21 protein-coding genes are annotated in these 25,576 nt (G+C 68.1%); 10 read left to right on the top strand and 11 right to left on the bottom strand.

The window, feature by feature from the left end; translation table 11 throughout:
- Positions 1 to 5: 5 nt before the first annotated feature.
- On the bottom strand, positions 6 to 3,101 hold the full coding sequence (locus tag ACAM57_RS15605) for an efflux RND transporter permease subunit (RefSeq protein ID WP_369662284.1): 3,096 nt from the start codon (positions 3,099 to 3,101) through the stop codon (positions 6 to 8).
- On the bottom strand, positions 3,094 to 4,260 hold the full coding sequence (locus tag ACAM57_RS15610) for an efflux RND transporter periplasmic adaptor subunit (RefSeq protein ID WP_369662285.1): 1,167 nt from the start codon (positions 4,258 to 4,260) through the stop codon (positions 3,094 to 3,096). Before ACAM57_RS15610 ends, ACAM57_RS15605 begins: the two co-directional genes overlap by 8 nt.
- A 187-nt stretch (positions 4,261 to 4,447) precedes the next feature.
- Here ACAM57_RS15610 and ACAM57_RS15615 point away from each other — a divergent pair, with 187 nt between their 5' ends.
- The 4 genes from ACAM57_RS15615 to ACAM57_RS15630 all read left to right on the top strand — a co-directional run bounded on the left by ACAM57_RS15615 (position 4,448) and on the right by ACAM57_RS15630 (position 9,336).
- Complete coding sequence (locus tag ACAM57_RS15615; protein ID WP_369662286.1) at positions 4,448 to 5,155, top strand: response regulator transcription factor; 708 nt, start codon at positions 4,448 to 4,450, stop codon at positions 5,153 to 5,155.
- A complete protein-coding gene (locus ACAM57_RS15620) occupies positions 5,148 to 6,569 on the top strand; it encodes a sensor histidine kinase (protein WP_369662287.1) in 1,422 nt (473 codons plus the stop codon). Before ACAM57_RS15615 ends, ACAM57_RS15620 begins: the two co-directional genes overlap by 8 nt.
- A gap of 75 nt (positions 6,570 to 6,644) precedes the next feature.
- Positions 6,645 to 7,625 carry a tripartite tricarboxylate transporter substrate binding protein gene (locus tag ACAM57_RS15625; RefSeq protein WP_369662288.1) on the top strand — a complete coding sequence of 327 codons (981 nt, stop codon included), beginning with the start codon at positions 6,645 to 6,647 and terminating at the stop codon, positions 7,623 to 7,625.
- Between the two features lie 220 nt (positions 7,626 to 7,845).
- The gene (locus tag ACAM57_RS15630) at positions 7,846 to 9,336 is read left to right on the top strand and encodes a tannase/feruloyl esterase family alpha/beta hydrolase (protein WP_369662289.1); all 1,491 of its coding nucleotides are present in this window, start codon (positions 7,846 to 7,848) and stop codon (positions 9,334 to 9,336) included.
- Between the two features lie 28 nt (positions 9,337 to 9,364).
- Here ACAM57_RS15630 and ACAM57_RS15635 read toward each other — a convergent pair whose 3' ends face one another.
- The 7 genes from ACAM57_RS15635 to ACAM57_RS15665 all read right to left on the bottom strand — a co-directional run bounded on the left by ACAM57_RS15635 (position 9,365) and on the right by ACAM57_RS15665 (position 18,377).
- Positions 9,365 to 9,751 (bottom strand): DUF4150 domain-containing protein, encoded by a 387-nt coding sequence (locus ACAM57_RS15635; protein WP_126019990.1) that lies wholly within the window; start codon positions 9,749 to 9,751, stop codon positions 9,365 to 9,367.
- 23 nt (positions 9,752 to 9,774) lie between these two features.
- Positions 9,775 to 10,509, bottom strand: a complete 735-nt coding sequence (locus ACAM57_RS15640) for a DUF3540 domain-containing protein (protein ID WP_369662290.1) — start codon at positions 10,507 to 10,509, stop codon at positions 9,775 to 9,777.
- Positions 10,506 to 11,618: a pentapeptide repeat-containing protein gene (locus tag ACAM57_RS15645; protein ID WP_369662291.1), complete on the bottom strand. Its 1,113-nt coding sequence runs from the start codon at positions 11,616 to 11,618 to the stop codon at positions 10,506 to 10,508. The genes ACAM57_RS15640 and ACAM57_RS15645 overlap by 4 nt, the downstream gene beginning before the upstream one ends.
- Positions 11,615 to 14,260, bottom strand: coding sequence for a DUF2169 domain-containing protein (locus ACAM57_RS15650; protein ID WP_369662292.1), 2,646 nt, complete (start codon positions 14,258 to 14,260; stop codon positions 11,615 to 11,617). The genes ACAM57_RS15645 and ACAM57_RS15650 overlap by 4 nt, the downstream gene beginning before the upstream one ends.
- A 7-nt stretch (positions 14,261 to 14,267) precedes the next feature.
- The gene (locus ACAM57_RS15655; protein WP_369662293.1) at positions 14,268 to 14,702 is read right to left on the bottom strand and encodes a hypothetical protein; all 435 of its coding nucleotides are present in this window, start codon (positions 14,700 to 14,702) and stop codon (positions 14,268 to 14,270) included.
- Positions 14,703 to 14,714: 12 nt separating this feature from the next.
- Complete coding sequence (locus ACAM57_RS15660) at positions 14,715 to 17,057, bottom strand: type VI secretion system Vgr family protein (protein ID WP_126019980.1); 2,343 nt, start codon at positions 17,055 to 17,057, stop codon at positions 14,715 to 14,717.
- 183 nt (positions 17,058 to 17,240) lie between these two features.
- A complete protein-coding gene (locus tag ACAM57_RS15665; protein WP_369662294.1) occupies positions 17,241 to 18,377 on the bottom strand; it encodes an iron-containing alcohol dehydrogenase in 1,137 nt (378 codons plus the stop codon).
- A 143-nt stretch (positions 18,378 to 18,520) separates the two neighbouring features.
- On the opposite strand from ACAM57_RS15665, the gene ACAM57_RS15670 reads away from it, so the two are divergent.
- Together ACAM57_RS15670 and ACAM57_RS15675 are read left to right on the top strand one after the other, a co-directional pair.
- Entirely contained in the window at positions 18,521 to 19,438 is a 918-nt protein-coding gene (locus ACAM57_RS15670) for an alpha/beta hydrolase (RefSeq protein ID WP_369662445.1), read from the top strand.
- Positions 19,435 to 20,331: a YbgC/FadM family acyl-CoA thioesterase gene (locus tag ACAM57_RS15675; protein WP_369662295.1), complete on the top strand. Its 897-nt coding sequence runs from the start codon at positions 19,435 to 19,437 to the stop codon at positions 20,329 to 20,331. The genes ACAM57_RS15670 and ACAM57_RS15675 overlap by 4 nt, the downstream gene beginning before the upstream one ends.
- On the opposite strand, the gene ACAM57_RS15680 is transcribed toward ACAM57_RS15675, so the two are convergent.
- Complete coding sequence (locus ACAM57_RS15680) at positions 20,325 to 21,257, bottom strand: hypothetical protein (RefSeq protein WP_369662296.1); 933 nt, start codon at positions 21,255 to 21,257, stop codon at positions 20,325 to 20,327. The two genes, ACAM57_RS15675 and ACAM57_RS15680, sit on opposite strands and share 7 nt — an antisense overlap.
- A 151-nt stretch (positions 21,258 to 21,408) precedes the next feature.
- Positions 21,409 to 22,335, bottom strand: coding sequence for a folate-binding protein YgfZ (locus ACAM57_RS15685; RefSeq protein ID WP_369662297.1), 927 nt, complete (start codon positions 22,333 to 22,335; stop codon positions 21,409 to 21,411).
- Between the two features lie 122 nt (positions 22,336 to 22,457).
- On the opposite strand from ACAM57_RS15685, the gene mltG reads away from it, so the two are divergent.
- Genes mltG through ACAM57_RS15705 form a run of 4 tightly spaced genes read left to right on the top strand, consistent with a single transcriptional unit; the run spans position 22,458 to position 25,529 of the window.
- A complete protein-coding gene (gene mltG / locus ACAM57_RS15690; protein ID WP_369662298.1) occupies positions 22,458 to 23,480 on the top strand; it encodes an endolytic transglycosylase MltG in 1,023 nt (340 codons plus the stop codon).
- The gene (tmk, locus tag ACAM57_RS15695) at positions 23,477 to 24,133 is read left to right on the top strand and encodes a dTMP kinase (RefSeq protein WP_369662299.1); all 657 of its coding nucleotides are present in this window, start codon (positions 23,477 to 23,479) and stop codon (positions 24,131 to 24,133) included. The genes mltG and tmk overlap by 4 nt, the downstream gene beginning before the upstream one ends.
- Positions 24,130 to 25,146, top strand: coding sequence for a DNA polymerase III subunit delta' (locus ACAM57_RS15700; RefSeq protein WP_126019963.1), 1,017 nt, complete (start codon positions 24,130 to 24,132; stop codon positions 25,144 to 25,146). The genes tmk and ACAM57_RS15700 overlap by 4 nt, the downstream gene beginning before the upstream one ends.
- Positions 25,143 to 25,529: a PilZ domain-containing protein gene (locus ACAM57_RS15705; protein WP_126019960.1), complete on the top strand. Its 387-nt coding sequence runs from the start codon at positions 25,143 to 25,145 to the stop codon at positions 25,527 to 25,529. The genes ACAM57_RS15700 and ACAM57_RS15705 overlap by 4 nt, the downstream gene beginning before the upstream one ends.
- Positions 25,530 to 25,576 lie beyond the last annotated feature (47 nt).

Genomic DNA, 25,576 nt, shown 5'->3' on the forward strand with positions numbered 1-25,576 from the left:
ATTTCCTAGCGATCGCGCCGCGAGCGCGTGCCCCAGCCCTTGCGTTCGAACACGCGTTCCATCGCGAAATACAGCGTGGGCAGGATGAAGAGCGTCAGCAGCGTCGACACCACCAGCCCGCCAACCACCACGGTCGCCAGCCCGCGCTGCACGTCGGTGCCCACGCCGGTGGCCAGGGCTGCGGGCAGCATGCCGACCGACGCCACCGTGGCCGTCATCAGCACCGGCCGCAGCCGCTCGGTCGCGCCTTCGAGCACCGAGGCCTGCAGCGCCAGCCCTTCGCCGCGCACGCGGCGGAAGTTGGCGACCATGATGATCCCGTTCTGTATCGACACGCCGAAGAGCGCGATGAAGCCCACGGCCGTCGCCACATTGAGCGTTTCACCCGCCACGTGCACCGCGATCAGCCCGCCCAGCGTGGCCATGGGCACCACGCCGAGGATCAGCGCCACCTGCCGGATCTTTCCGAACTGGAAGAACAGCAGCACCGCCATGATGCTGACCACGATCGCCAGCGACACGCCCAGCCGCGCCTGCGCGCGCTGCTGGTTCTCGAACTGGCCGGCCCACTGCAGGCGGAATTTCGCCGGGTCGAACTTCACTTCCTTCGCGATGCGATCGCGCGCCTCGTCGAGGTAGGAGGCGAGGTCGCGGTCGCGGTTGTCCACGCGCACCGTGATCTGGCGCTCGTTCATCTCGTGCGAGATCGTGCTTTCGCCGGTCTGCAGGCGGATGTCGGCCACCTGCGCGAGTGGCACCTTGGCGCCGCTGGAGCTGTTGAGCAGCAGCGAGCCGATGGCCTCGGTGTTGCCCTTGGCGCTCCTGGGCATCTTCACCGACACGTTGTAGGTGCGGTTGCCCGAGTACACGGTGATGACGGGCGCGCCGCCGATGCCGGTCTGGATCAGGCTGGCCACGTCGTTCGCGTTCACGCCGAAGCGCGCCGCCGCCTCGCGGTTGAGCTGGATCACCACCTGCGGGATCGGCGGCTCCTGGAAGAGCGACGCCGATGCCGTGCCGCGCACGGTCTGCAGCAGGTCGACGATCTGGTTGCCGATGCGCCGGCTTTCCTTCAGGTCGTCGCCGTAGATGCGCAGCACCAGTGGGCTGTGCGCACCGCCCACGGCGTCGTTCACGCCGTCGATGATCGGCTGGCTGATACCCACGTCGAAGCCAGGCATGCGCGCGAAGCGCTCGGTCAGCGTGCGCACGAAGTCGGCCTTCTTCACCCCGGCCGGCCATTCGCCGTACGGCTTGAGGCCCACCGGCACCTCCATGTGCGAGGGCGTCCACGGGTCGGTGCCGTCGTCGTTGCGCCCGAGTTGCGTCACCACGTACGAGACCTCGGGGTATTCGAGCAGCACGTGCCGAAGCTCGGTGGCCATCTCGCTGGCCTTGTCCAGCGACAGGCCAGAGGGCAGCTGCACCTGCAGCCAAAGCGCCCCTTCGTCGATGTCGGGCAGGAACTCGCGCCCGGCCGTGGCGCCCAGCACCACCACCGCGGCCAGCGCCGCCACGCTCAGCCCGTAGGCGATGGCCGGCACGTCCAGCAGCCGCGCCAGCACCCGCCGGTACGCGCCCGTGAGCCACACCAGCGGCTTGTTGATGAAGGGCTTGCTCGGTTTGCGCAGCGCCACGTAGGCCAGGCTCGGAATGAGAGTGAGCGCGCAGAGCAGGGCGCCCACCAGCGCGTAGCCGACCGTGAACGCCATCGGCTTGAACAGCTTGCCCTCCGCCCGCTCGAAGGCGAAGAGCGGGAAGTAGGCCGTGATGATGATCAGCGTGGCGAAGAAAATCGGCCCCGACACATGGCTCACCGTCTCGAGGATGTTGCCCTCGGTGAGCGTGGCGTGCGGCTCCTCTTCGCGGCGCCGCAGGATGGCCTCCATCACCACGATGGCGCCGTCCACGATGATGCCGAAGTCGATCGCACCCAGCGAGAACAGGTTGGCCGGCATGCGGGTGAAGTGCATCACGATGAACACCGTCACCAGCGACATCGGAATGGCCACCGCCGCCACCACCGCGCTGCGCGGGCTGCCCAGGAAAAGGATGAGCACGAAGCACACCAGCGCCATGCCTTCCAGCACCGTGTGCGTCACCTTGTCGACCGTGAGCTTCACCAGGTCGTCGCGGTCGATGTAGGGCACGATCTTCACGCCCATGGGCGCGAGCTCGGCCTGCAGCTCGTCGATCTTCCTGTGCACGCCTTCGAGCACGCGCGAGGGGTTCTCGTACTTGAGCATCAGCACGATGCCCTCGATGGTGTCCGGGTTGGTGTCCTTGCCCAGGATGCCGCCGCGCTCCTGGTGGCCGAACTGCAGCCGCCCCAGGTCGCGCACCAGCACCGGCGAGCCGCTGCTCTGCGCCACCACCACCGAGCCCAGGTCGTCCAGCGTGCGGATCTGGCCGATGCCGCGCACCACGTAGCTCTGGTCGCCGCGCGCGATGCGCCCGCCACCTGCGTTGGCGCTGTTGTTGTTGATGGCCGTGACCACGTCGTTGAGCACCAGTCCGTACTTCTGCAGCCGCGCCGGGTCCAGCTCCAGCTGGAACTCGCGGGTGAAGCCGCCGAAGTTGTTGATGTCGACCACGCCGGCCACCTGCTTGAGCGCGGGAATCACCTTCCAGCGCTGCAGCTCCGACAGCTCCATCAGGTTCTTGCTGTCCGACTCCAGCGTGTAGCGGTAGATCTCGCCGGCCGGCCCCGCCACCGGCCCCAGCCCGGGCTGCGCGCCCGAGGGCAGGCTGACCTGGCCGATGCGCTCGGTCACGCGCTGGCGGGCGAAGTAGTCGTCGGTGCCGTCCTTGAAGGTCAGGGTGATCAGCGAGAGGCCGAAGGTGCTGCTGGAGCGGATCGAGGCCAGCCCCGGCGTGTTGCTCAGCGCGCGCTCCAGCGGCGTGGTGATCTGCTGCTCGATCTCCTCGGCGGCCAGGCCGTTGACCTGCGTGGTCACCTGCACGTTCACGTCGCCGAGGTCGGGGTAGGCCTCCACCGTCATCTGCGTCCACGACCACGCGCCGAAGAGCACGAGCGCCACCGACATCGCCCAGGCCAGGTGCCTGCGGCGAAGGAACTGGGTGATGACGAGATTAATCATTCAGCAGCACACCACCACGCACCACCACGCGCTCCCCCGCGGCCAGGCCGCTGCGGATGCGGACCTTGTCGCCGTCTTCCCGGCCCAGCTCCACCGTGCGGCGCACGAATGTCCAGGGCTCGGCCTCGACGAAGACGCTCACGCTGTCGTTGTTCATCAAGAGCGCCGATGCCGGCACCTGCGGCTGCGCGCCCTGCGGCACGCCCAGCACCGCCGTCGCGTACATGTTGGGCTTGAAGATGCCTTCGGGGTTGGCGAACGCGATGCGCGCGCGGGCGCGGCGCGTGTCGGCGTCGAGCACCGCGCTCACGAAGGCGACCTTGCCGCTGAAGCTGCGGCCCGGGTAGGCGGCCAGCGTGACCACCACGTTCTGCCCGGGCGCGACCGTGCCCACGACGCCCTCGGGCACGTTGACCGTCACCCAGACCGAATCGAGGTTCGACACCGTCATCAGCGCCGCGTTGGCGTCGTTCAGGTTCGCGCCGGCGGCCGCGTTCAGCGCGGTGATCGTGCCTGACGTGGGCGCGACGATCTTCAGCACCTGGCCGGCCTGGGCTCCGCTGCCTTCCGCGCCGAGGCTGCGCAGGCGTGCCTCGCTGCGCTGCAGTTCAGCCTTCTGCTGGGCGACGGCGCTCTGGGCCGCTTCCACGTCCTTCACGGCGTTGGAGCCGGCCTCGTTCACGCCGCGTGCACGCACCAGTGCGCGCTGCGCGAGGTCGAGTGCGTCGCGGGCCTTCTGCGCGTCGGCCAGGGCCTGCGCGAGGTCGGGCGAACTCATCGTCGCAAGCACTTGGCCGCGCTTGACGGTATCGCCCAGGCGCACCTTGAGTTCGAGCAGCCTGCCGGTCAGCGGCGGGAGGATGTTGACGGTATTGGCCGGGTTGGCCTCCACCGTGGCGGGCAGGCTCACCTCGTGCGGCAGCGTGTCCTGGCCGACCGTGGCAACGAGCAGCCGGTCGCGCAGCGGCGAACCGGCAGGTACGCTCAGGCGGCTGCCCTGGCGCACGAGCATCGGCGCGGGAGCGGCGGCCACCGTGGTGGCTGCATGGGCGGTGCCGTGGAAGGAGTCGACGAAGGAGTCGAGGTATAGGGCCGCGCAGGTCATCACGCCGAAGACGATGCGCGCGGGAGTGATCTGGTAGAGGGATTTCTTCTTCATCGCGATACGGATCTCGCGGGACGGGCGCGCCGTGCACGGGACGCCTTCCCATGCCCTCGATCCGCTCCCGTCTCCTGCCGGGGAGCGTAAGAAAAGGCGCCTGAAGAAGCTCCCAAGAAATCCTGAAGTTCTCTTAAGGATCCGGACCGGTGGCCGGAAGTCAGGAACGCGCGGCATGATCCGCGCCATGAGAATTCTGCTGATCGAAGACGACCGAAAGGCCGCCCGGTTGCTGGCCCGGGGGCTGCAGGAAGAGGGCTTCGTGGTCGACGTGGTGCACACCGCGGAGGAGGGCGACGAAGAAGCTTTCGTCGTCGCCTACGACCTGATCGTGCTCGACTGGATGCTGCCCGGAAAGGACGGCCTCACCCTGTGCCGCGACCTGCGCCAGCGCGGCTGCAAGACGCCCGTGCTCATGCTCACCGCCCGCGATGCGCTGAGCGACCGCGTGGCTGGCCTCAACACCGGCGCCGACGACTACCTCACCAAGCCCTTCGCCTTCGACGAACTGCTGGCCCGCGTGCGCGCGCTGCTGCGCCGCTCCGAACTCGTGCGCCCGACGGTGCTTTCGCTGGCCGACCTCAGCCTCGATCCGATGAGCCAGCGCGTGCTGCGCGGCGGCATGGTGCTGGAGCTGACCCACAAGGAGTTCGCGATCCTGCAGATCCTGCTGCGCCACGCCGGCGAGGTGGTCAGCCGCTCGCGCCTGGCCGAGCAGGTGTGGAAGGACGACCTGATTTCCATCGACAACCTGATCGACGTGCACATCAGCAACCTGCGCCGCAAGGTCGACGCGCCGCCGGCCGCGCCGCTGATCCAGACCGTGCGCGGGCGCGGCTTCAGGCTGGCGCCGGCGGACGACGGTGCAGGTGCCGCAAGCGTCGCGCATGCTTAGCTTCCGCAAGCGGCTGGCGCTGGCGCATGTCAGCGTGATCGTGGTGGTGATGGCGGTCGCGGCCCTCGGCTCGTACCTGGTGTTCTCGCGCAACGTGCACCGCGAGCTCGACGCCGCGCTGCTGGCGCTGGCCGAGACCGAGATGGGCATGCTGCTGTCGGCCGGCGAGGGCGACACCGTCATCGTCCACGAGGCCCCGCCGGGCCCGGGCGCGCCTTCTTTCGTGCGACTCGACCGCCTGGTGCAGATCGTCGACGCCGATGGGCGCGTGCTCGCGCGCAGCAGCAACCTCGGCGAGGCGCAGCTGCCCATTCCGGCCGCGCTGCGCGAGCGGCTCGCGGCGGGCGAAACCGTGTTCGAGACGCTCGACGGCTACGGCGAGGAGCCTACGCGAATGGTCTCGGTGCCCGTGCCCGGTCGCGCCTCGCTGCTCGCGGTGCAGGTGGCTGGCTCGCTGGACGACGTGAACCGCACCGTGGCCATGGCCAGCGCGCTGTTCATCATCCTCGGCGGTGCGCTGCTGCTGGCGCTGGGCGCGGCCGGCGCGCTCATCACCCGGCGCGCCTTCGGCGCCATCGACGACGTGGTGCGGCAGGCCCACCGCATCGGCGACGCGAACCTCGGCGAAAGGCTGCCCCACCCCGGCACGCGCGACGAGATCGGACGGCTGGTCGACACGCTCAACGACATGCTGGCGCGCATCGAGCAGGGCATGGAGGCGCAGCGGCGCTTCACGGCCGACGCCTCCCACGAGCTCCGCTCGCCGCTGTCGCGCCTGCGCACGGAGCTGGAACTGGCTCTGCGCAGGCCGCGCGAACCGGCCGCGTATGTGGAGACGCTGCGCTCCTCGCTGGAGGAGGTCGAGTCGCTCACGCTGCTGGTCGAGGAACTGCTGGTGCTGGCCAGGCTCGACGCCGGCCAGGAACGCGACGCGGTGGAAACGGTGTCGCTGAACCAGCTCGCCGAAGAAGCACTGAGGCGGCTCGAGCCGCTGGCGCGCGAGCGGCGCCTTGCCTTGTCGCTGGATGCGGCGCGACCCGTCGCTGCACGCTTCGCCCGCGGCGCGGCCAGCCTCGCGCTGGCCAATCTGCTCGACAACGCCCTCAAGTTCTCGCCCCCTGACACCACGGTGCGCGTGAGCCTGCGCGCGGACGCGGAGGCGAACGAGGCCGTCATCACCGTGGCCGACAGCGGCCCCGGCATTCGCGGTGACGAGATGCCGCACCTGTTCGAGCGCTTCTACCGCGGCGCCACGGCGCGCTCGGATGAGAAGACGCCGGGCCTGGGCCTCGGGCTGGCGCTTTCGCAGGCGGTGGTGCACGCGCATGGCGGGCGGATCGAGGCGGCGAACGAGAGCGGGGGCGGGGCGCGGTTCGACATGAGGTTGCCGCTGGCGGTGCCGGGCAAACCCTGACCGGGCACGCGAATGGCGCTTCGAGAATGACCCGGTCCATTCCCGAAACGACGCAACGAAAGGGTCTCCGCCGCCATGTCCCAAGCCACGCTGTCCCGCCGCCGGTTCACGCTCGCCACCGCCGCCGCAAGCCTTGCCTTGCCGTCCTTCGCGCAGACCGCATGGCCCACCAAGCCGATCCGCGTGATCGTGCCCTACACGCCCGGCGGCTTCACCGACCAGATGGCGCGGCTGGTGCAGATCGGGCTGCAGACGAAGCTCGGGCAGCCGGTGCTGGTCGATAACAAGCCGGGCGCCAACAGCCTGATCGGCGTCGATGCGATCGCGAAGGCGGCGCCGGACGGCACGACCTTCGGCGTGGTCATCGCGGCCTATGCGGCCAACACCACGCTGTATCCCAAGCTGCCCTATGACCCGCGCAAGGACCTGACGGGCGTTTCGCTGATGGGCGTATCGCCGCTGCTGGCTGCAGTGAACGTCGATGCGCCGTTCAAGACGGCGCGCGAGCTCATCGACTATGCGCGCGCCAATCCGGGCAAGGTGAGCTTCGGCTCCTCGGGCAACGGCTCGGCCGCGCACCTGACCACGGAGCTGTGGAAGTCGCTGACGCAGACCTACATGATCCACATCCCGTACCGCGGCGCGGTGCCGGCGCTGACGGACCTGATGGGCGGGCAGATCCAGCTTTTCTTCGACGCGCCCACGGGCCTCATCAACCAGGCCAAGGCCGGCAAGGTGCGGCTGATCGGCGTGGCGGGCGACAAGCGGCTGGCGGCGGCACCCGATGTGCCGACCTTCATCGAGCAGGGTTTCGCGGGCTTCACCGGCAGCACCTGGGCCGGCATGCTGGCGCCGGCGGGCACGCCGCGCGACATCGTCAGGCGCATGTCGCAGGAGGTGGCGAACATCATCAGGAGCGACGACACGCGCGCCAAGCTGGATGCGATGGGCACCATTCCCGCGGGCAGCACGCCGGAGGAATTCGATGCGTTCATTACCGCCGAAACGGCGAAATGGGGAAAGGTGATCCGCACCGCGGGCGTGAAAGCCGAATAACAAGCGCAGTAGCGCTTTCAAGGTAATTCAGTCGTTCAAGACAGGTTCCGAGGTCCGGAAGGTCATTCGGATGGCGCTGCACGGATAGTGCGGCCCATTGCAGGGCAATCGAGAATTTCACTGCCTCAAAAGAAGGCACGGGTCCATCCACGCTGAATCGGAAAGAAGAAGCGGCGGCGGTGGGTTTGTGAAATCCAAATCGATACCCTGGAGACAAATCTTGAACAAGACGAAGATTTCCGGCTTTCATGGAGCAACACGGTGGCCGGGGCGGCTGCTACGGCCATTTCTCCTCGCAATGGCCTGCGGCGCGTTCATTTCATCGGCACACGCGGCCAACGACATTTCCGGCACGCTCATCAGGACCTGCTCCAACCAGTTGAACGGCTCGCGATATGCCGATGCGGTGCTGGACGATTTCCGCGGCACCCGCTTTCCTTCGCCAAGGACGGGCGGCTTCACGGTCACTTCCGTCGAGCAGGTCTGGCTCGCGCTGCCGGCCTATTGCCTCATCAAGGGAACGATCCAGCCGACTTCTCCGGGCGGTGTCGATCCGGCGGTGAAGGACCCGAGCTACCGCGTGTCCGACATCAATTTCCAGATCTATGTCCCGTCGCAATGGAACGGCAAATTCGTGCAACTCGGCGGCGGAGGTTTTGCCTGGAAGACCGACGTGGTCGCCAACGGCATCCAGACCAATCTGCAGTATTCGCCCTCGCTGCAGGGAATTGCGCTGTCGAATTACGCGGTGATCCTCGCCGATGCGGGCGTCGGCGATTCGGGCAAATCCTTCGACCCCGAATTCGTGCAGGCCGGCAGGAAGCTCAGCGACGTCGCGAAGCAGGAAATGGTGAAGAACTTCGGCCAGGACTCCATCAAGAAGTCGCTGGACGTCGGGCTCTATCTATTGAAGAAGCTCTCGGGCAGCAAGCCGACCGACACCTATTTCGTCGGCATTTCCACCGGCGGCCGGCAGGCGTTGAAGGCCATGGCGAACTGGCCCGACGCCTACGACGGCATCGTCGCCGGAGCGCCGCCCGTGGACGAGACCAACCTGCTCAAGACGATCGAGGTACCGGCGGTGGTCAACGACTGGGTGGTCAACTGGGCCGGCGCTTCGGCAATGATCACCAGCCTCTTCGGCCGGCAGGTGTCGCAGCAGACCCTGAGCGACGGGCTGGGCGCGGTCTCGCGGCACCTGGCGGACGTGGCCATCGAGTCCGGCGCGGACTACGACGGCTACAACAGGCTGCTCGACGAACTCGCGCCCGTCTGGAACGTGCGGCCTGCCGAACTGCTTGCGTTCTTCGATGCGGCCGCAAGCCAGAAGAAGGCGGGCGGAAAGGGCAAGAAGATCATCATCTACCAGGGCACGTCGGACTTCCTGGTGCCCTGCACCCAGGCCGGCGAGTTCGTCAGCAAGCTGGCGGCCTTGCCCTCGGGCGGCAAGGTGACGGCAAGCGACATCAAGGGCTCGGTGCGTGCCTATTTCATCGAGGACTACAGCCACGGCTTCTACAACACAAACTCGCTGCTCAGGCGAGTGGGGCTGACGCCGCTGCAACTGGCCTGGAATGCCGTTGCGGATCTCGATAACTGGGTGTACGACGACCAGGCCCGTTATGGCGCGCCATCGCTCGCGAGGAACGCGACGGGCGAGATTCCAGCGAACCAGTCGCTGAGCGCGTGGAAGTGCATCGCGACACCCTGAGGCCGGGAGCGCCTCCGGGCGCCCGGAATCAGGGCGCCAGCACCAGCACCTTGAACTGGCTCGGCACGATCCGCATGCCGACGATGTTGCAGCGGTTCTGCACCGACAGGCTCGTCATGCGCGTGCACGGCGTGCCCTTCAGCAGCACGGTGAATGCACCGGTGATGTGGCGCGAGGGCCCCATCACCGTCTGCGACACCACGCCCATCAGCACCCCGGCGTTGTCGCCGTTGGTGATGGGCGTGACGGTCGCCAGGTTGTGCGCGGGAGTGCCGCCGTAGAGGATGTTCCAGGCGTTGGGGATGGCGGTCGGCCCCAGCGCGAAGTTGGGATAGGGAATCGGCAGCGCCGGCGGCGTCTTGCAGACGTCGGGAAAGGCGAGGTCGACGCCCATCATCTGTGCATTGGCGAACATGGCAACGGCTCCTTCGTTCGGGGTCAACCCATGTGGATCTGCTCGGCATCGACCTTGACCAGCCCCTTGCTGGTGAGCAGCGTGTTGTTCGAATGCAGGCGCAGGGTCTGCTCGGCCTGGATGTCGAGCTGGCCGGCACGCACCTGTTCCACTTCCTCGGTCAGGCGGAAGCTCGAGCGGGTGAGCAGGTTGAGGCGCTCCAGCACCACCTCGCAGGCGCGCCCGACGAAGCGCGACACCAGCACGTTGAAGCGGACGCGGGCGCCCTGGTAATCCATCTCGCCGATCTCGCAATGGGCCTGCCGGGCCTGCGCGCGCCACTCGGGCGACTGCATGGCGATCGAGGTGTCCGACTCCAGCGCCATGGGGCCGGCGCTGCGCGCGCGGATGCCCCCGGAGCGCGAGACCAGCGTCAGGTCGCCGTCCACGGCCAGCGTCGCCTGCCTCGGGTCGGCCTGGGCGACCACCGCGATGACGAAGCTCTCGCCCTGGCGGGTGGAGGTGATCAGCACCGTGTCGCCCGGCGCGGGCAGCAGCAGGCAGCTGGCGACGCGGCGGCAGCGCAGCGATCCCTGGCCGTCGTCGAGGCCGACCTCGAACCAGGGATCGCCATCGCTGGCGATCACCGTGGCGGTCCGCGTGCCGGAGTCCGCGCGCGCCGCGTTGGAAGGGCGTTGCATCAGCGGATCCAGCACGCCTTGCGTTGCATGGTGTGCGGCGGCGACCGTGTCGCCGGCCGTGTTCCGGGTGGAGTTCATGGGTTGTCTTTCTTGGGGCGCCGGCCATGGATGTCGCGGTCCAGGCGGGATGCGCGCTCGGGCTGCTCCAACGCCACCATCTCGGCTTCGTGCAGCGCGGGGTCACGGTCCAGCGTACCCACGCGGGTGCTGAACCTGGCGCCGTCCAGGTCGGCGCGATGGAATACGGTGCGCAGGAAAGCAGCGTCGCGGAAATCGGTCTGTACCAGAAGGGCGTAGGAGAAGTCGGCGTAGTCCAGCCGGCTGCCGGCGAACGAGGTCTGCCCGCAGTGCGCGCGATGGAAGACGCCTTGCTCGAGCCGCGCCTGCGAGAAGTCCGCGCCGTCGAGATGGGCGTCGACCCAGATGCTGTTCTGGAAGTTGCCGCGCCGCGCATCGGCGCCGCGCAGGTCGGCTTCGGGAAAAAGGCACTGCATGGCCTGCGCCCCTGCCAGCACCGCGTTGCGCAGGTCTGCGCCCTTGAAGTTGCACTGCGTGAGGCGTGCATCGCGAAAGCGGCACGCCGTCAGCACCGCATCGATGAACTGGCAGAGGTGGAACTGCTGGCCCGAGAAGTCCTGCCCCGCAAAATCCGCCTCGCTGAAGATCGCGTTCGTGAAGCTGGCTCCGGCATAGCGCGTGCCCGTCAGCGTTGCGCGGAAGAAGATGGTCGACGAGAAGGCCACCTCGTTGAAGGACGCTCCAGTCAGGTCGCACTCGGAGAACACGGCCTTTTCGAGGCTGGCACGGTCCAGGCAGGCGTCGTGCAGCTTACTCTGGTGGAAGTTCGCCTGGTCCATGAAGGCCTCTTCCAGCCGGACGCCCGAAAGGGTGCAGCCGCTGAACACCGAATGCGGCATGGAGGCCGAATCCAGCACCGCGTCGTGCAGGCTGCACTCGTGGAAGGCGGCTCGCGTCAGTTCCGCCGCCGGCAGCTGCGCCTGGTCGAAGCGGCACTTCTCGAAGATGGATTCGCCCAGCTGCGCGGCATCGGCCCGAACACCCCTGAAGCTGCATTCGCTGAACACGCCGCCGCGCAGGTCGATGCCCCTCAGGTCCATGTCGCTGAAGTCCTTCTCGCGGATCGGCTCACCGTTGCGGACCTGGGCTGCCAGCGTCTCGGCGTTCACGCTCTGCCCGCCTCGGGGCGCCGGGGCAGTGTCTTCATCTGGTCGATGTGGGCGCCCAGGGTGAGCGTGCCCGGGCTGATGAAAACCTGGGCGACATCGGCACGGAACAGGTTGGCCTCGCCAAGATCGGCATCGACCAGGCAGGCCTTCTGGAGGGTGGCATTCATGAGATTGGCGAGCCGCAGGGAAGCACGCGTGAAATCGGCGCGGATGAAGAGGCTGTCGGGCGCAGCCGCCGCGCGCAGGTCCGCGCCCTTGAGCGACGCGGAGGAGAAATCGCAGGTGTCGAGCGTGGCCCGTCTGAAGTTCGCGCCATCGAGCGGCAGCTCGCGCAAGGTGCAGTGCACCAGCGTGGCGTCCTCGAAGTCGGCCTCGCGAAGATCTGTAGTGCCGACGAAGCTGGTGGTCTTGAGAAGGGCATGCCGGAAGCGCGTGCCCTTGTGCAGCGGCGTGTGGGCCCAGCTGCAGGCTTCGACGGTGGCGCCGGAAAAATCCACCGACTCGAATTCGGCCTGTACGAACAGCACCTTTTCCAGGCGCGCCTCGCCGAAGTCGCAGCGCGTCAGGCGGCAGCGTTCGGCCATGCTCAGGTAGCTCAGGTCGGAGCGTCGCAGGCTGCAATCGGCCAGCTCGATCCCCTGCAGCAGCAGATGGCTCCAAGTCGCTTCGTCGAGGCAGCAGCCGGCCAGGCGCAGCTTTTCCATCTGCGTGCGCTCGAAGCGGGCCTTTGCGAAGTTGGTGTTCTCGCAGCGGGCGAGGCTGAGGTTGGCGCGCTCGAGGTTGCAGCCTGTCAGCGAGGCCTGGCGCAGGTCGGCGCGCACCAGCACCGATTGGCTCAGGTCGGCGCCGTCCAGGCGGGTGCCCTGGAGGCTGGCGCCTTCGAGCAGGGTCTGGTGCATGCGGGCGCCCCGCAGATCGAGGCCCGAGAGGTCGCAGCCCGTCAGGTCCATGGCGGACAGATCGCGGTCCGCGGCCATGGCGGCGAGCACGCGTTCGCGCGCCTGCGCATTCTGTTCAACGGCCATCGGATCGGCGGCCGCCTGGTGGTGGGCCCCCATGCGGTACAGCGCCAGCATGTCCTTCTGGCCCCGCTGTCCGAGGGCCTGCAGCTCGGAGTGCTCGGCGGCGCTCATGGCCGGGGTGCCCGTGGCCGCGGCGATGCCGCCCAGCCCCTTGAGGATGGTTTCGGCCTCGAACTTCGGCGGGCCCTTGAGCTGCGCGTTCCGGCTTTCTTCGATGATCCGGCTGCTGTCGAAGCCCGCCTTGCGCGATTCGGATGCGTTCTCCAGGGCCGCCTTTGCGACTTCCTGCCTGGCTTCCTCCAGCTTGCGTTCCTGCTCGCGCTGGTAGGCGCGCGTCTTCTCGATGAACTCGGGCAGTTCGGCCAGCGTGGGCATCTTGTCGAAAGGCTTCGGCAGCGGGCGTTCCCGGAAATGGCGCGGCTTGTGGCCGGCTTCCAGGCCGCGCGCGGTCAGTTCGGCGCGCAGGCGCTCGCCCTTGTCCTTGATGTTCCTTGCCAGGATCGATTCGCGCGCGTCGATCTGGTCCAGCCAGGGGCCGATGGCCGAGACCGGAAGCAGTTCCTCGTCGAGGAACGCATGGATCGCGCCTTTCTCGAGGTTGCAGCGGTTCTCGAAGACCGCCCCGTAGTGGGAGAGGGGGCGCGGCGGGCTGTCCGCCGACTCCATCGCCGGCATGACGTGCGTGATGTCCGCGGCGTCGTCCTCGGCGATGAGCGTCTCGCCGTGAAAGATCAGCATGACCTGCTCCACGTGCGGGAAGAACCAGGCCGTGGTCAGCCGCAGCGGCACCTCTTCCAGCGCAAGGGGCTGTGCAGACTTGCGTGCGACGAAGCCGCGTGCGCGCAGGTCCGGAAGCCGTCCGCGCAGCACCGCGTGCTCCGGGTGCATGTTCCAGATCTCATAGGGCGCGGCCGCGGGGATGGACAGTTCGTCGTTCCAGCGTTGTTCGGCAGCCGCGGCGTTGAAGAACTGCCAGTCCATGTCGCGCGCGAAGCCGGGGTAGAGCGTCTCGCGCCACTGGTCGCCGTAGTCCGTTCCGAGCAGCTTCATGCGCTCGGGCAGGTCGACGTCCATCGCACCCGGGCAGGCGGGGGCCGGACGCCGGTCGGGGCGGTCCATGCCATGGCCCGGGCGTTCGACGTTGGGAAGCCGCTGCACCAGCAGGCCGTTGACCATCTCGGGGGCGTAGCCGATGCCCGCGGGGTTGGCGGCGAAGCCTGGGCCGCCGAATGCGTGCTGCCAGTCCAGACGCATGGTTTCGAAAGCCTGCGGCTCGGTGGCGCGGCCATCCAGCCAGTAGCGGTCGCCCGAAACGAGGAACTGGCGCCGCAAGGCGCCTACGCGCACCTCGACCGCGCAGCGCGTCTTGTCCTGCTGGTGGCAGGTGTAGGCCTGGCCGCTCACCAGGAACTCGGGCCGCAGCTTGGGAATGCCGAGATCGATCGCGGACTGGTTTCCCACTTCGGCGGAAACGGTCTTCCAGAGCTCCGTCTCCGGCAGCAGCACGCCCCCTTCGCCGAGGGTGTGCATGCCGATCACGGTGATCGCCAAACGCTGGCTTTGCCCGCGCAGGAAGGGCCGCGTCAGGACGCTCAGGCGCAGGGGTTTGATGGTCTTCACGGCTGGATCAGCGCCTTGCGCCGCGGATCACCAGCGGGGTGCGCGCGCGGTCGATGGCCAGCCGTGACGGGTCCTGCGGGTCCTGCAGCAGATGAATGTCGGGCCGGCCCGCGGAAAAGTGGGCCAGCAGATCTTCGTCGATGAGTGTCCGCAAGGTGGTCTGCTGCTCGACGCCGGCGGCATCGGTGTAGGCGACACCCAGCTGCACGGCCGTCAGGCGCTGTCCGACCGGGCCGCGCCGGGAGTAGCCGCTGGGCGAGCGCAGCACGGAAACCGCAACGCCCTTCAGCGGGCGGCCGTCGGCCTGCAGCTGCTGCCACAGCCGGCCTTCCTCGGCGTAGGCACGATGGCTCATCAGCGACACCGCCAGCACGACCCCGGCAAGCGCGATCACGCCCAGGCTGACGACGCCGAACACACCCCACAGAACGATCTCGAGCACGCTTCCCACGCCTCAGAGCAGGACCTTCAGCGCCTGGATGCCGGCGCGCAGGCCGCCCGTCCTGATCTCCGTGCCCACGAGCTGGATGAGCGCACCGGCGTCGCCCAGCGACATGGCCTTGTTCTTCCACTCCGCGCCCACGGCCTCCAGCTTCACGCCGATGGCCTGCGCCTGCACGCCCATGGCCATCGAACGCACGGCCAGCACGCCCAGCGAAATGCCCGACACGTCCATGTTCAGGCCGGTGCCACCCAGGCGGAACCACCTCCAGTCGCTGCTCTTGGAGTAGTTGTTGGTGTAGGTGGCGGAGTTGTTGGTGTAGTTGACCGTCAGGTTGTTGTACGTGTTCGACGTCGTGTTGTAGACGTTGGTGTTGATGACGTGCTGCGTCGTGTTGTGGATGTGGTTGGTCGTGTTGAAGGTCACGTCCGGCGAGGTGTGCACCGTGGGGCCGGTAACTGTGGTGGTCGACGGCCCGTTGACCAGCACGTCGTTGGACGTGTTGATGGTGTCGTTGCGGCCGTCGCTGACGAAGCGGATTTCCTTGCCGTCGATGGTGCCGTGGAAGCCGCCGGTGATGGCCAGCTCGACGCCGCCGGTGATGGTGTCGTTCAGTCCACCGCTGAGCATGCGCGTCTTGCCGCCAGATATGGTCTGGTTCACGCCGCCGGTCACGGTCTCGGTGAAGCCACCGGTCACGCTGCGGGTGTCGCCGCCGGTGATGGTTTCCTTGGCGCCGGCGGTGATGTCGCGCGTCTCGCCGTCCTGGTAGGTGGCCGATTCGTGGCCCTTGATGAGGGTGGTGCGGGTGCCGTCGGTGGTGTGGGTTTCGTCGGCTTCCACTTCGACGTCGAGGTTGCGCTCGGCGTGCAGCAGGATCTGCTCGGCCCCCGTGCGGTCCTCGAAGCGCAGCATGTTGGCCTGGTTGGCCGCGCCGCCGGTGCTGGAGCGCGTGAGGATGCCGCTGGCGGTGGCGTTGGCGGGCAGCTCCCACGGCGGCATCTGGTCGCTGTTGTAGACGCGGCCGGTGACGATGGGGCGGTCGGGCTCGCCGCCGATGAAATCGACGATCACTTCCTGTCCCACGCGCGGCATGTGCATGGTGCCGTAGTTGGCGCCGGCCCAACTGCTGGACACGCGCACCCAGCAGGAGCTGTTCTCGTTCGACTGGCCGTAGCGGTCCCAGCGGAACTGCAGCTTCACGCGGCCGAAGCGGTCGGTCCAGATTTCCTCGGGGCCGACCACCGTGGCGGTCTGCGGGCCGTTGGTGCGCGGGCGCGGCGTCTTGCGCGCGGGGCGGTAGGCCACGGAGGAGGGCAGCACGGTGAAGTCGAACTCGCACACCGATTCGCTGCTGCCGCCGGTGGAGTACTCGGGCTCCTGCAGGTCGTAGCGGGTCTCGGTGACGAGGTATTCGCGGTTGTCCGACTCGCGCGGGCAATGCGTCATCTGGAACAGGTAACCCGGTGCCATGCCCACCACGTTGGTGTGGCCCGAGGCCAGCTCGTGCGCGCACTGCAGTTCCTGCAGGCGGATCTTGGCGTAGGCGTCGCCCTGCTGATGCTCCGTGTAGCCGCCGAGCCATTCGTAGACCTCGTAGGTCGAATGCTCGTGAGGCTTCGGGTCTTGCTGCACGCTCTGCAGCGACGCACGCGACTTCCTGAAGTCGAAGTCGTCGAGCATCACGCGGCCGGAGGTGATCTGCTCCGTCACGCGCCACTGGTCGATGCAGGGCTCCAGCGCATTGACCACGCGGTCGCGCGGACGGTAGGCGATGCTGGCATGGCCGGGCAGCGGCTGGTAGCTGCCCGAATCGTCGGCCAGCACCAGCAGGTGCGAGCCGTTGCTGTGCTCGAAGTGATAGGCGATGCCTTCGTGCTCCATGAGACGGCTCACGAAGGCGAAGTCGCTCTCCTGGTACTGCACGCAGTATTCCCAGGCGGGATAGCTGCCGGTGAGGCGCTTCTCGAACTGGAAGCCGTACTTGCCCAGCACTTCGTCGAGCACCTCGGGCACGCTCTTGTTCTGGAAGATGCGGCAGTCGGTGGTGCGCGTGAGGTACCACAGCCATGGCTGCACCAGCGCGCGGTAGATGTAGTGGCGGCCAGTTTCGTTGGCGCGGCCCACGAGCTCGAAGCGCACCACGGTGCCGTTGAGAAAGCGCGGTGCGCCTTCGTCGGCCAGCTCCAGCGTGAGCGAAGTGCCGAGCAGCTGCTTCAGGTCGAGGCTGAAGCTGCTGCTGACCATGTCCACCTCGAACTCGAAAAGTTGAGAGAGGCCCTCCCGTCCACGCATCGAGCGGAACTTGAGCTGTTCGGTGCTCAGGACGGTGTGGACTTGGACTGTGCGCTGCATTCGGAACTTCCCTGACCCTTGGGTTTCTGCGGCTGAGAAACCTTCGGTGACAGTCTAGAAATCCCTTATGTCACATAAATGACGTGAGGGGCGCAGAGAGCGTCTTTTCCCTCTGAAAACGCCTCGAAAACGGTCACTGAAACAATGTGTAGAAGAAGCCCTTACAGGCCTCTTACGCGAGCCTTACATGGAGGCTTCGAGCATCGCCTTGTAATCTTCGCGCGTGGCCAGCCGGGGGTTGGTCTTGTGGCAATGGTCGGCCATGGCGCCATCGATGATCTGCTCGAACATCGCCGGCGTCACGCCCACTTCGGCCAGGCCCTTGGGCAGGCCCAGGCGCGCGTTCATGTCGCGGATGGCATCGCCGAGATCGCCGGCCGAATCGAGGTGCATGGCCTGCGCCATGCGCTGCAGGCGCTGTTCCTTGCGCACCGACTCGGCTCCTGAATTGAAATGGATCACCGCGGGCAGGAAGAGGGCGTTGAGCGTGCCGTGATGCAGTCGTGGATCGACGCCGCCCAGGCTGTGGCTCAGCGAATGCACGCAGCCCAGTCCCTTCTGGAACGCCATCGCGCCCTGCATCGACGCGCTCATGAGGTTCAGGCGCGCCTCGCGGTCGCTGCCGTCTTTTGTCGCGCGCTCGATGTGGCCCCATGCGCGCTCGAGGCCGTCGAGGCCGATGCCGTCGGCCGGCGGATTGAACGCGGCCGACATGAAGGTTTCCATGCAGTGCGCGATCGCGTCCATGCCGGTGGCGGCCGTGAGCTTCGGCGGCAGGCCCAGCGTGAGCTCCGGGTCGCAGATGGCGGCCTTGGGCATCAGAAACCAGCTGTGGAAACCGAGCTTGCGGTGGTCGTCGACGATGACGATCGCGCCGCGCGCCACTTCGCTGCCGGTGCCGCTGGTGGTGGGCACCGCGATCAGCGGCACCACGCGCTCGGTGATGCGCGGCGAGCCGCCTTCGATGGTCGCGTAGGTCTTGAGCGGTCCTTCGTGCGTGGCCGCGATGGCGACGCCCTTGGCGCAGTCGATGGCGGAGCCGCCGCCCACGGCGATCAGGCCGTCGCAGCGGCCGCTGCGGTAGAGCTCCACGGCCGCGCGCACCGCCGCTTCGGTGGGGTTGGAGGGCGTCTGGTCGAAGACCGAGACCTCGAGGTCGGCGATGGCGTCGAGCGCCTTCTGCAGCACGCCGGCCGCGCGCACGCCAGCGTCGGTCACGATCAGCGGGCGGTTGATGCCGATGCGCGCGCATTCGCTGGACAGCAGCTTGATCGCGCCGAATTCGAACTGGATCTGGGTGAGGTATTGGATGAGGGCCATGGATGTGGGGATGTCCCGGTAGGCACGGGGCAGTACGATTGCCGACCAGCCAAATCTAACAAGAGCGAACCGTCTTGCACACGAAAGAAACCCTTGCCGCTGTCGCGCCCGGAACACCGGCGGGCACGCGGCTCACGCCGAAGATGGCCAGCGTCGTCGAACGCATGGCCCGCGCAGGCCACCCGCCACTCGACAAGCAGACGCCCGAGGAGGCCAAGGCCTCCTACGAAAAGGGCGCCGGCGTGCTCGAAGTGCCGAAGCCCGAGCTGGCGCGCGTCGAAGACTTCACCATCGCGGCGCGCGACGGGTATGCGATCCCCGCGCGGCTCTACGCGCCTTCATCGGCGGTGCTGCCGGTGCTGATCTATTTCCACGGCGGCGGCTTCACGGTCGGCAACATCCGCACGCACGACACGCTGTGCCGCGTGCTGAGCGCGAAGAGCGGCTGCGCGGTGATCTCCGTGGACTACCGGCTCGCGCCCGCGCACAAGTTCCCGACCGCGTCGAACGACGCATGGGATGCCTTCCAGTTCATCGCGAAGGAGGGCACGGGCCTGGGCCTCGATCCGTCCAGACTGGCCGTGGGCGGCGACAGTGCCGGCGGCACGCTCGCGGCCGTGTGCGCCATTCTCGCGCGCGACGCGGGCCTGCCGCTCTTGCTGCAGATGCTGATCTATCCCGGCACCACCGCGCACCAGGACACGGCCTCGCACCTGCGGCACGTCGACGGCCCGCTGCTGACCAAGGCGATGATCGATTTCTTCTTCGCGCAGTACGTCAACACCCCGGTCGACCGCGACGACTGGCGCTTTGCGCCGCTCTTGGCCGACGACGTGGACGGCGTGGCGCCGGCCTGGATCGGCCTGGCCGAATGCGACCCGGTGGTGGACGAAGGCATCGCCTACGCAGACAAGCTGCGCGCGGCGGGCGTGCCGGTCGACCTGGAGATCTACCGCGGCGTGATCCACGAATTCATCAAGATGGGCCGGGCGATTCCGGAGGCGCTGCAGGCGCAGGACGATGCGGCCCGTGCAATCAAAGAGGCACTACTGGCACCATGAGCAACACGACGACAGCTACCGAACGCAAGGACTTCCGCTTCTTCCACCGCCTGCGCGTCCGCTGGGCCGAGGTCGACATGCAGAAGATCGTCTTCAACGCGCACTACCTGATGTACTTCGACACCGCCATCGCCGACTACTGGCGCGCGCTGGCGCTGCCGTACGAGGAGTCGATGCACGCGATGGGTGGCGACCTGTACGTGCGCAAGGCGACGGTGGATTTCCGCGCTTCGGCGCGCATCGACGACGTGCTCGACGTTGGCATGCGCTGCGTGCGCATCGGCAACTCGTCGATCGTGTTCGAAGGCGGGCTGTTCCGGCAGGACCAGTTCCTGGTCGGCTGCGAGTTGGTCTATGTGTTCGCCGACCCGGCGACGCAGACCTCGAAGCCGGTGCCGCCGGCGCTGCGCGAAGTGCTGCTGGGCTACGAGGCCGGCGAAGCCATGCGCACCATCGAGACGGGCGACTGGGCCACGCTCGGCGAAGGCGCCGGCGCTTTGCGGCGCGCGGTGTTCATCAAGGAGCAGAACATTCCCGAATCGCTGGAGTGGGACGAGCAGGACGCCGTGGTGCTGCATGCGGTCGCGCGCAACCGGCTCGGGCAGGTCATCGCCACGGCCCGGCTGCTGCCGGCCGAGAACGGCATCTCGCACATCGGCCGCGTGGCCGTGCATCGCAATCTGCGCAGCGGCGGCCATGGCGCCGCGGTGATGCAGGTGCTGGAGGAGGCGGCCAGGGAGCGCGGCGCCAGCGTGGTCGCACTGAACGCGCAACGCAGCGCCGAGCGCTTCTACGCGCGGCTGGGCTATGTGCCGCATGGAGACGGCTTCGAGGAGGCCGGTATTCCGCACATCGAGATGCGCCGGCCTCTTCGGTCCTCTTCTTCTCAGTAACGGCTCGGCGGATCGGGCACATAGCCCGGGTCCGAGCCGGGGAAGGGCGACGGTCCTGCGGGACGCGGCCAGCGCGGAGGGGGCGGCACCGGGATCACGCCTGCGGCGACGAGGTTCTCGCGGCTGTCGTAGCGGATGCGGACCACCTCGTCGGGCGACGACTGCGCGCGCTCGAAGGTCGTTTTGCCAACGTATGAGGTTTCGCGGCGGCCGTGTGCGGTGCCGAGGCTCGGGCTGGGCGCGGATTGGCGGGCCAGGCTGCCGGAGGATTCAGCGGCTGCAGCCGGCGCAGCGTTGTCGGCCGCGCCTGCCTTGGCTCGCGCGTCGCCCTGGTACGACGACGATTCGCTGCGGCGCTCGCGCTCGGGGCCGTATCCGCCGTATTCATCGCGGCGCGGGAACGGCGTGAGCGGCGCAGGCGGCGGTTCGGGCATGCGCTCGCGGAACATCGCGACGCCGATCACGCCCACGTCGTCCGGCCGGCCGGTGCGGCTGGCGTACGAGTTGCCGGCCGCGGCGAACTCGAAGGCGGCGATCTGCGAATCGCTCTTGCGCCAGCCGGTGATGTCGCTGCGCTCGCGGGCGCCGAAGACGTAGCCGTTCTGCCCGACGCCAGCGGTTTCGCCCGTGACCACGTTGACGCCATCCACGGACATCACGGCCATGATGCGCTCGCCCATCGCGTTGCGCGCCCGGATGGCGTAGCGCGCGCCGGGGCGGCCGGCCACCCAGTATTCGCCCCGATGACGGTAGATCGGCAGTTCGGCGCCGCTGCCGCGGTCGACCACACTGATCTGCATCAGCGAGCCAATGCGGCTGGACGGCGTGGAGGGAACGTAGGGCCGTTCCGAGGTCTGCGCGCAGGCCGGGAACGACGAGGCCACGGCGCTCAGGGCCAGGGCGGTGGAAAAGAGTCTGCGCTTCATGGTGTTTCCTTGCCGGAGTTGATCGGTGCCGGCTTCTACGGCTCGGCAACGGCAACGGGGTTAGGAGACGCGCAAAAAAATGGCGCCGTCGATTTTCGACAGCGCCAAACACCCGCTTTGAGGGCGTTGGGGGTTTAAAGGGTGCGCAGGCTCAGATGTCTTCGAGCAGCGGGTAGGGCAGCGGCTCGACCGTGAGCGCCGGGCCGTCGGCCGCGCCGGCGCGCAGGCCACCGGCCTCGAGCGCGGCGATCTGCATGGAGATCAGCGCGGACCAGCCGCCATCGGGCGCCGGCGCGGCCTGCGCTACGGTGCCCACCGGCTGCTCGGCGTCGCCGGCGGCGAACACTTCCTGCCCCACGGCCACCGGCGCATCGGCCTGGACGAGGTAGGTGCGCCGCTTCAGCGTGCCGCGGAACTGGCTTCGCGCGACCACTTCCTGGCCTGGATAGCAGCCCTTCTTGAAGTTCACGCCGCCCACGGATTCGTAATTGATCATCTGCGGCACGAAGGCGTCGATGACGGGCGTGGTCAGCGTCACGATGCCGCTGCGCACCTCGCTCCATTGCCACAGGTTGTCGTCCAGAGCCGGGCCCGTGGGCGCGGCATGCCCGGCCGGCGCGATCCAGAGCGCGCGAGGCACGCCGTCGGCCGGGTAGAGCGACACGGCGCTGACTTCGTCGCCGACAGCCGTGCGCTTGCCAGGCGGGGCCGCCGCGTCGAGCCCGTTGGCGGTAAGGGCGGTGCCGGCCAGGCCGTACAGCGCGTACTGCTCGGTGGCGTCGCTCAGCTTGGCCTTGGCGCGCAGCACATACATCGACAGGCGCTTGAGCGTGGCGGCAAGGATGTCGCGGCTGCACACCAGCAGGATCAGCTCCGGTTGCGGCTTGATGCCGATGAAACTCGCGATCACACGGCCCTTGGCGGTGCACAGCGCGGCCAGGCGGGCGTCGGAGGCTCCGAGCAGGGAGAAGTCCTGTGTGAGCTGGCCGTGGAGGAAGCTGGCGGCGTCCGGACCTTCGGCACGGATCACGCCGAGATGGGAGAGGGCGGTCACCCCATTGAGAACGACAGTGGTCATCGCTGAATTATCATGGCCGGGCCTGTTCCTTCGAGGCGGCAGGGGCTCCAGCCCTTCGGTTCGCAAGGGCACCGTTTTTTGATTGCCTCCGGCTTTTTCCCCGTCATCCCCACATCGGACTCGTGCGCAGTTTCTTCCTCACGCTCTTCCTGCTCGCCGCCCTGGCCGTGCTTGCGCTCGGCGGCGCCGGCCTTTGGTGGGTGCATCAGCCGCTCAAGCTGCCTGCGCCCAGCGTCGACCTGTCGGTCGAGCCCGGCACCACGCCGCGCGGCATTGCCCAGGCTGTGGCCGACACGGGCGTCGACGTGCAGCCGCAACTGCTCTATTTGTGGTTCCGCGTCTCGGGGCAGGACCGCCAGATGCGCGCCGGCAGCTACGAACTGGAGCGCGGCGTCACGCCCAAGCTGCTGCTCAACATCCTGGTGCGCGGCGAGGAAGCCACCCGCAGCGTGGTGCTGGTGGAAGGCTGGAACATCCGCCAGGTGCGCGCCGCGCTCGCCAAGGCCGATCAGCTCAAGCCCGAGAGCGTGGGCATGACCGACGAGGCGCTCATGGCCAAGCTGGGCAAGCCCGGCCTGCACCCGGAAGGGCGCTTCTTCCCGGACACATACACCTACTCGAAGGGCTCGACCGACATCGCCCTGCTGCAGCGCGCGATGCGCGCCATGGACAAGAAGCTGGAAGCTGCCTGGGCCGCCCGAGCCTCCGACTTGCCGCTGAAATCGGCCGATGAGGCGCTTATTCTGGCCAGCATTGTCGAAAAGGAGACAGGCAAGGCCAACGACCGCGCGGAAATCGCGGCCGTGTTCTCCAACCGCCTGCGCATCGGCATGCCGCTGCAGACCGATCCGACCGTCATCTACGGCCTGGGCACCGCCTTCGACGGCAACCTGCGCAAGAAAGACCTCCAGACCGACACGCCCTGGAACACCTACACGCGCGGCGGCCTGCCGCCCACGCCGATTTCCATGCCCGGCAAGGCGGCGCTGCTGGCGGCGGTGCAGCCTGCGCAAAGCAAATCGCTGTATTTCGTGTCTCGCGGCGACGGCACCAGCCAGTTCAGCAGTTCGCTCGACGATCACAACCGCGCGGTCAACCGCTATCAGCGCGGCGGCGACACCAAACCGAAGGCGACGACCCAATGAGTGACCAAGGCTTGTTTCTGACGCTGGAAGGCATCGACGGCGCGGGCAAGTCGAGCCATCTCGACGCGCTGGAGGCGCTGTTCAAGGCGCAGGGCCGCACGGTCGTCCGCACACGCGAGCCCGGCGGCACGCCATTGGCCGAAACGCTGCGTGGGCTGGTCCTCGAGAAGCCGATGGACCCGCTGACCGAATCGCTGCTGGTGTTCGCAGCCCGGCGCGACCACATCGCCCAGGTCATCCGCCCGGCACTGGCGCGCGGCGATGTGGTGCTTTGCGACCGGTTCACCGATGCCACCTTCGCCTATCAGGGCGCGGGGCGCGGTTTCGACAACGCCGTGTTGTCGACTCTCGAGCAATGGGTCCAGGGGCAGGCGGGTGGCACGAAGCTGTTGCAGCCACGGATCACGCTGTGGTTCGACCTCGCTCCCGAGATCGCCGCACAGCGGCTGGCTGGTGCTCGCGTGCCCGACAAGTTCGAGGCGCAACCGGTCGAGTTCTTCCGCCGCGTTGCCCAGGGCTATGCGGACCGCGCAAGCGCCGACGCGCAGCGCTTCGTGCGCATCGACGCCAGCCAGACGCGCGAGCAGGTCTGGCTGCAGATCGAGTCCGAGCTGAGGGCGCGTGACGTGCTGGCCGGAGGTCACGCCGGATGAGCGCCGAGGCACTGTCTCCCTGGCTGCGCCGGCCGCTGACCGAGCTGCTGCGCCAGCGCGGCCACGCCTGGCTGCTGCAGGGCCCGTCGGGCATCGGCCAGTACGAGCTGGCGCTGGCACTGGCGTCCGCCTGGCTGTGCGAGCAGCCGACGGAGGAGGGCACCGCCTGCGGCAATTGCCCGAGCTGCCATGCCATCGAGGTGCGCACGCATGCCGACCTCTGCGTGCTGATGCCCGAGGTGGCGATGCAGGAGCTTGGCTGGCCGCTCGACGAAAAGGCACAGGCGGACATCGACGACAAGAAGCGCAAGCCCAGCCGCGAGATCCGCGTGGAGGCGATGCGCGACGCGGTCGGCTTCGCCCAGCGCACCAGCGCGCGCGGCCGCGGCAAGGTGGTGCTGGTGTATCCGGCCGAGCGCATGAACACGATCACGGCCAATGCGCTGCTGAAGACGCTGGAGGAGCCCGTGGGCGACGTGCGCTTCGTGCTCGCCAGCGAGGCCGCGTGGCAGCTGCTGCCGACCATCCGCAGCCGCTGCCTGGGTTTCACGCTGCCATGGCCCGCAACCGCCGAGGCCGAGGCCTGGCTCGCCGCGCAGGACGTGCCCGCCGCCGACGCGGCCGCCTTGCTGCGCGCCGCCGGTGGCCGGCCCAGCGATGCACTGAAGCTCGCGCGCTCGGGACAGTCGCCCAAGGCCTGGGCACTGCTGCCCAAGGCCATGGTGCGCGGCGACGTCGGCGCGCTGGCCGATCACGCGCCCGCGCAGGCTGTCGGCGCGCTGCAGAAGCTCTGCCATGACCTGATGGCCGTCGGCAACGGCGCCGCACCCCGTTTCTTCGAGGCCGCCGATCTGCCCGCGGCGCCGCCCCGGCTGGCGCTCGCGCGCTGGTCGAAGTCGCTCGCAAGCGCCGCGAGAACCGCGGAGCACCCGTTCAACGCCGGCCTCATGCTCGAAGCGCTTGTGAGCGAAGCGCGAACCACCCTAAACTCTGCCGCTCGTCGCCGACCATGAACCAACCTGCCGCATCCGCTGCACCCGCAGCATCCTCCACACCCGCCCGGCCGAGCGTCATTCAGCTCGCCATCAAGGAAAAGGGCGCGCTGTACGCGGCCTACATCCCACTGTTCGCGGAGGGCGGCATCTTCATTCCGACCACGCGCGAATACCGGCTCGGCGACGACGTCTACGTGCTGCTGACGCTGCCCGAAGACCCGCAGCGCTACCCGGTGGCCGGCAAGGTCGCCTGGATCACGCCGCCGCGCGCCGCCGGCAACCGGGCGCCGGGCGTGGGTATCCGTTTTCCTTCCGACGAGAAGTCGCGCCAGCTGAAGGCGCGCATCGAGGCGGCACTCGGCGGCTCGATGGCCTCCGACCGTCCCACGCAGACCATCTGAGTTTTCCGCCCCGTCCTCGTGACGCGGAACTCGGTCGACGGCGCCTG

It is taken from the genome of Variovorax sp. V15 (genome assembly GCF_041154425.1).
GTDB classification, from domain to species: Bacteria; Pseudomonadota; Gammaproteobacteria; order Burkholderiales; family Burkholderiaceae_C; genus Variovorax; species Variovorax guangxiensis.

What these genes read in the sequence shown, in the direction of transcription:
- ACAM57_RS15605 (WP_369662284.1), bottom strand. Translation starts at nt 3,101, where the DNA reads ATGATTAATCTCGTCATCACCCAGTTCCTTCGCCGCAGGCACCTGGCC.
- ACAM57_RS15610 (WP_369662285.1), bottom strand. Translation starts at nt 4,260, where the DNA reads ATGAAGAAGAAATCCCTCTACCAGATCACTCCCGCGCGCATCGTCTTC.
- ACAM57_RS15615 (WP_369662286.1), top strand. Translation starts at nt 4,448, where the DNA reads ATGAGAATTCTGCTGATCGAAGACGACCGAAAGGCCGCCCGGTTGCTG.
- ACAM57_RS15620 (WP_369662287.1), top strand. Translation starts at nt 5,148, where the DNA reads ATGCTTAGCTTCCGCAAGCGGCTGGCGCTGGCGCATGTCAGCGTGATC.
- ACAM57_RS15625 (WP_369662288.1), top strand. Translation starts at nt 6,645, where the DNA reads ATGTCCCAAGCCACGCTGTCCCGCCGCCGGTTCACGCTCGCCACCGCC.
- ACAM57_RS15635 (WP_126019990.1), bottom strand. Translation starts at nt 9,751, where the DNA reads ATGTTCGCCAATGCACAGATGATGGGCGTCGACCTCGCCTTTCCCGAC.
- ACAM57_RS15640 (WP_369662290.1), bottom strand. Translation starts at nt 10,509, where the DNA reads ATGAACTCCACCCGGAACACGGCCGGCGACACGGTCGCCGCCGCACAC.
- ACAM57_RS15660 (WP_126019980.1), bottom strand. Translation starts at nt 17,057, where the DNA reads ATGCAGCGCACAGTCCAAGTCCACACCGTCCTGAGCACCGAACAGCTC.
- ACAM57_RS15665 (WP_369662294.1), bottom strand. Translation starts at nt 18,377, where the DNA reads ATGGCCCTCATCCAATACCTCACCCAGATCCAGTTCGAATTCGGCGCG.
- ACAM57_RS15670 (WP_369662445.1), top strand. Translation starts at nt 18,521, where the DNA reads ATGGCCAGCGTCGTCGAACGCATGGCCCGCGCAGGCCACCCGCCACTC.
- ACAM57_RS15675 (WP_369662295.1), top strand. Translation starts at nt 19,435, where the DNA reads ATGAGCAACACGACGACAGCTACCGAACGCAAGGACTTCCGCTTCTTC.
- ACAM57_RS15680 (WP_369662296.1), bottom strand. Translation starts at nt 21,257, where the DNA reads ATGAAGCGCAGACTCTTTTCCACCGCCCTGGCCCTGAGCGCCGTGGCC.
- ACAM57_RS15685 (WP_369662297.1), bottom strand. Translation starts at nt 22,335, where the DNA reads ATGACCACTGTCGTTCTCAATGGGGTGACCGCCCTCTCCCATCTCGGC.
- tmk (WP_369662299.1), top strand. Translation starts at nt 23,477, where the DNA reads ATGAGTGACCAAGGCTTGTTTCTGACGCTGGAAGGCATCGACGGCGCG.
- ACAM57_RS15700 (WP_126019963.1), top strand. Translation starts at nt 24,130, where the DNA reads ATGAGCGCCGAGGCACTGTCTCCCTGGCTGCGCCGGCCGCTGACCGAG.
- ACAM57_RS15705 (WP_126019960.1), top strand. Translation starts at nt 25,143, where the DNA reads ATGAACCAACCTGCCGCATCCGCTGCACCCGCAGCATCCTCCACACCC.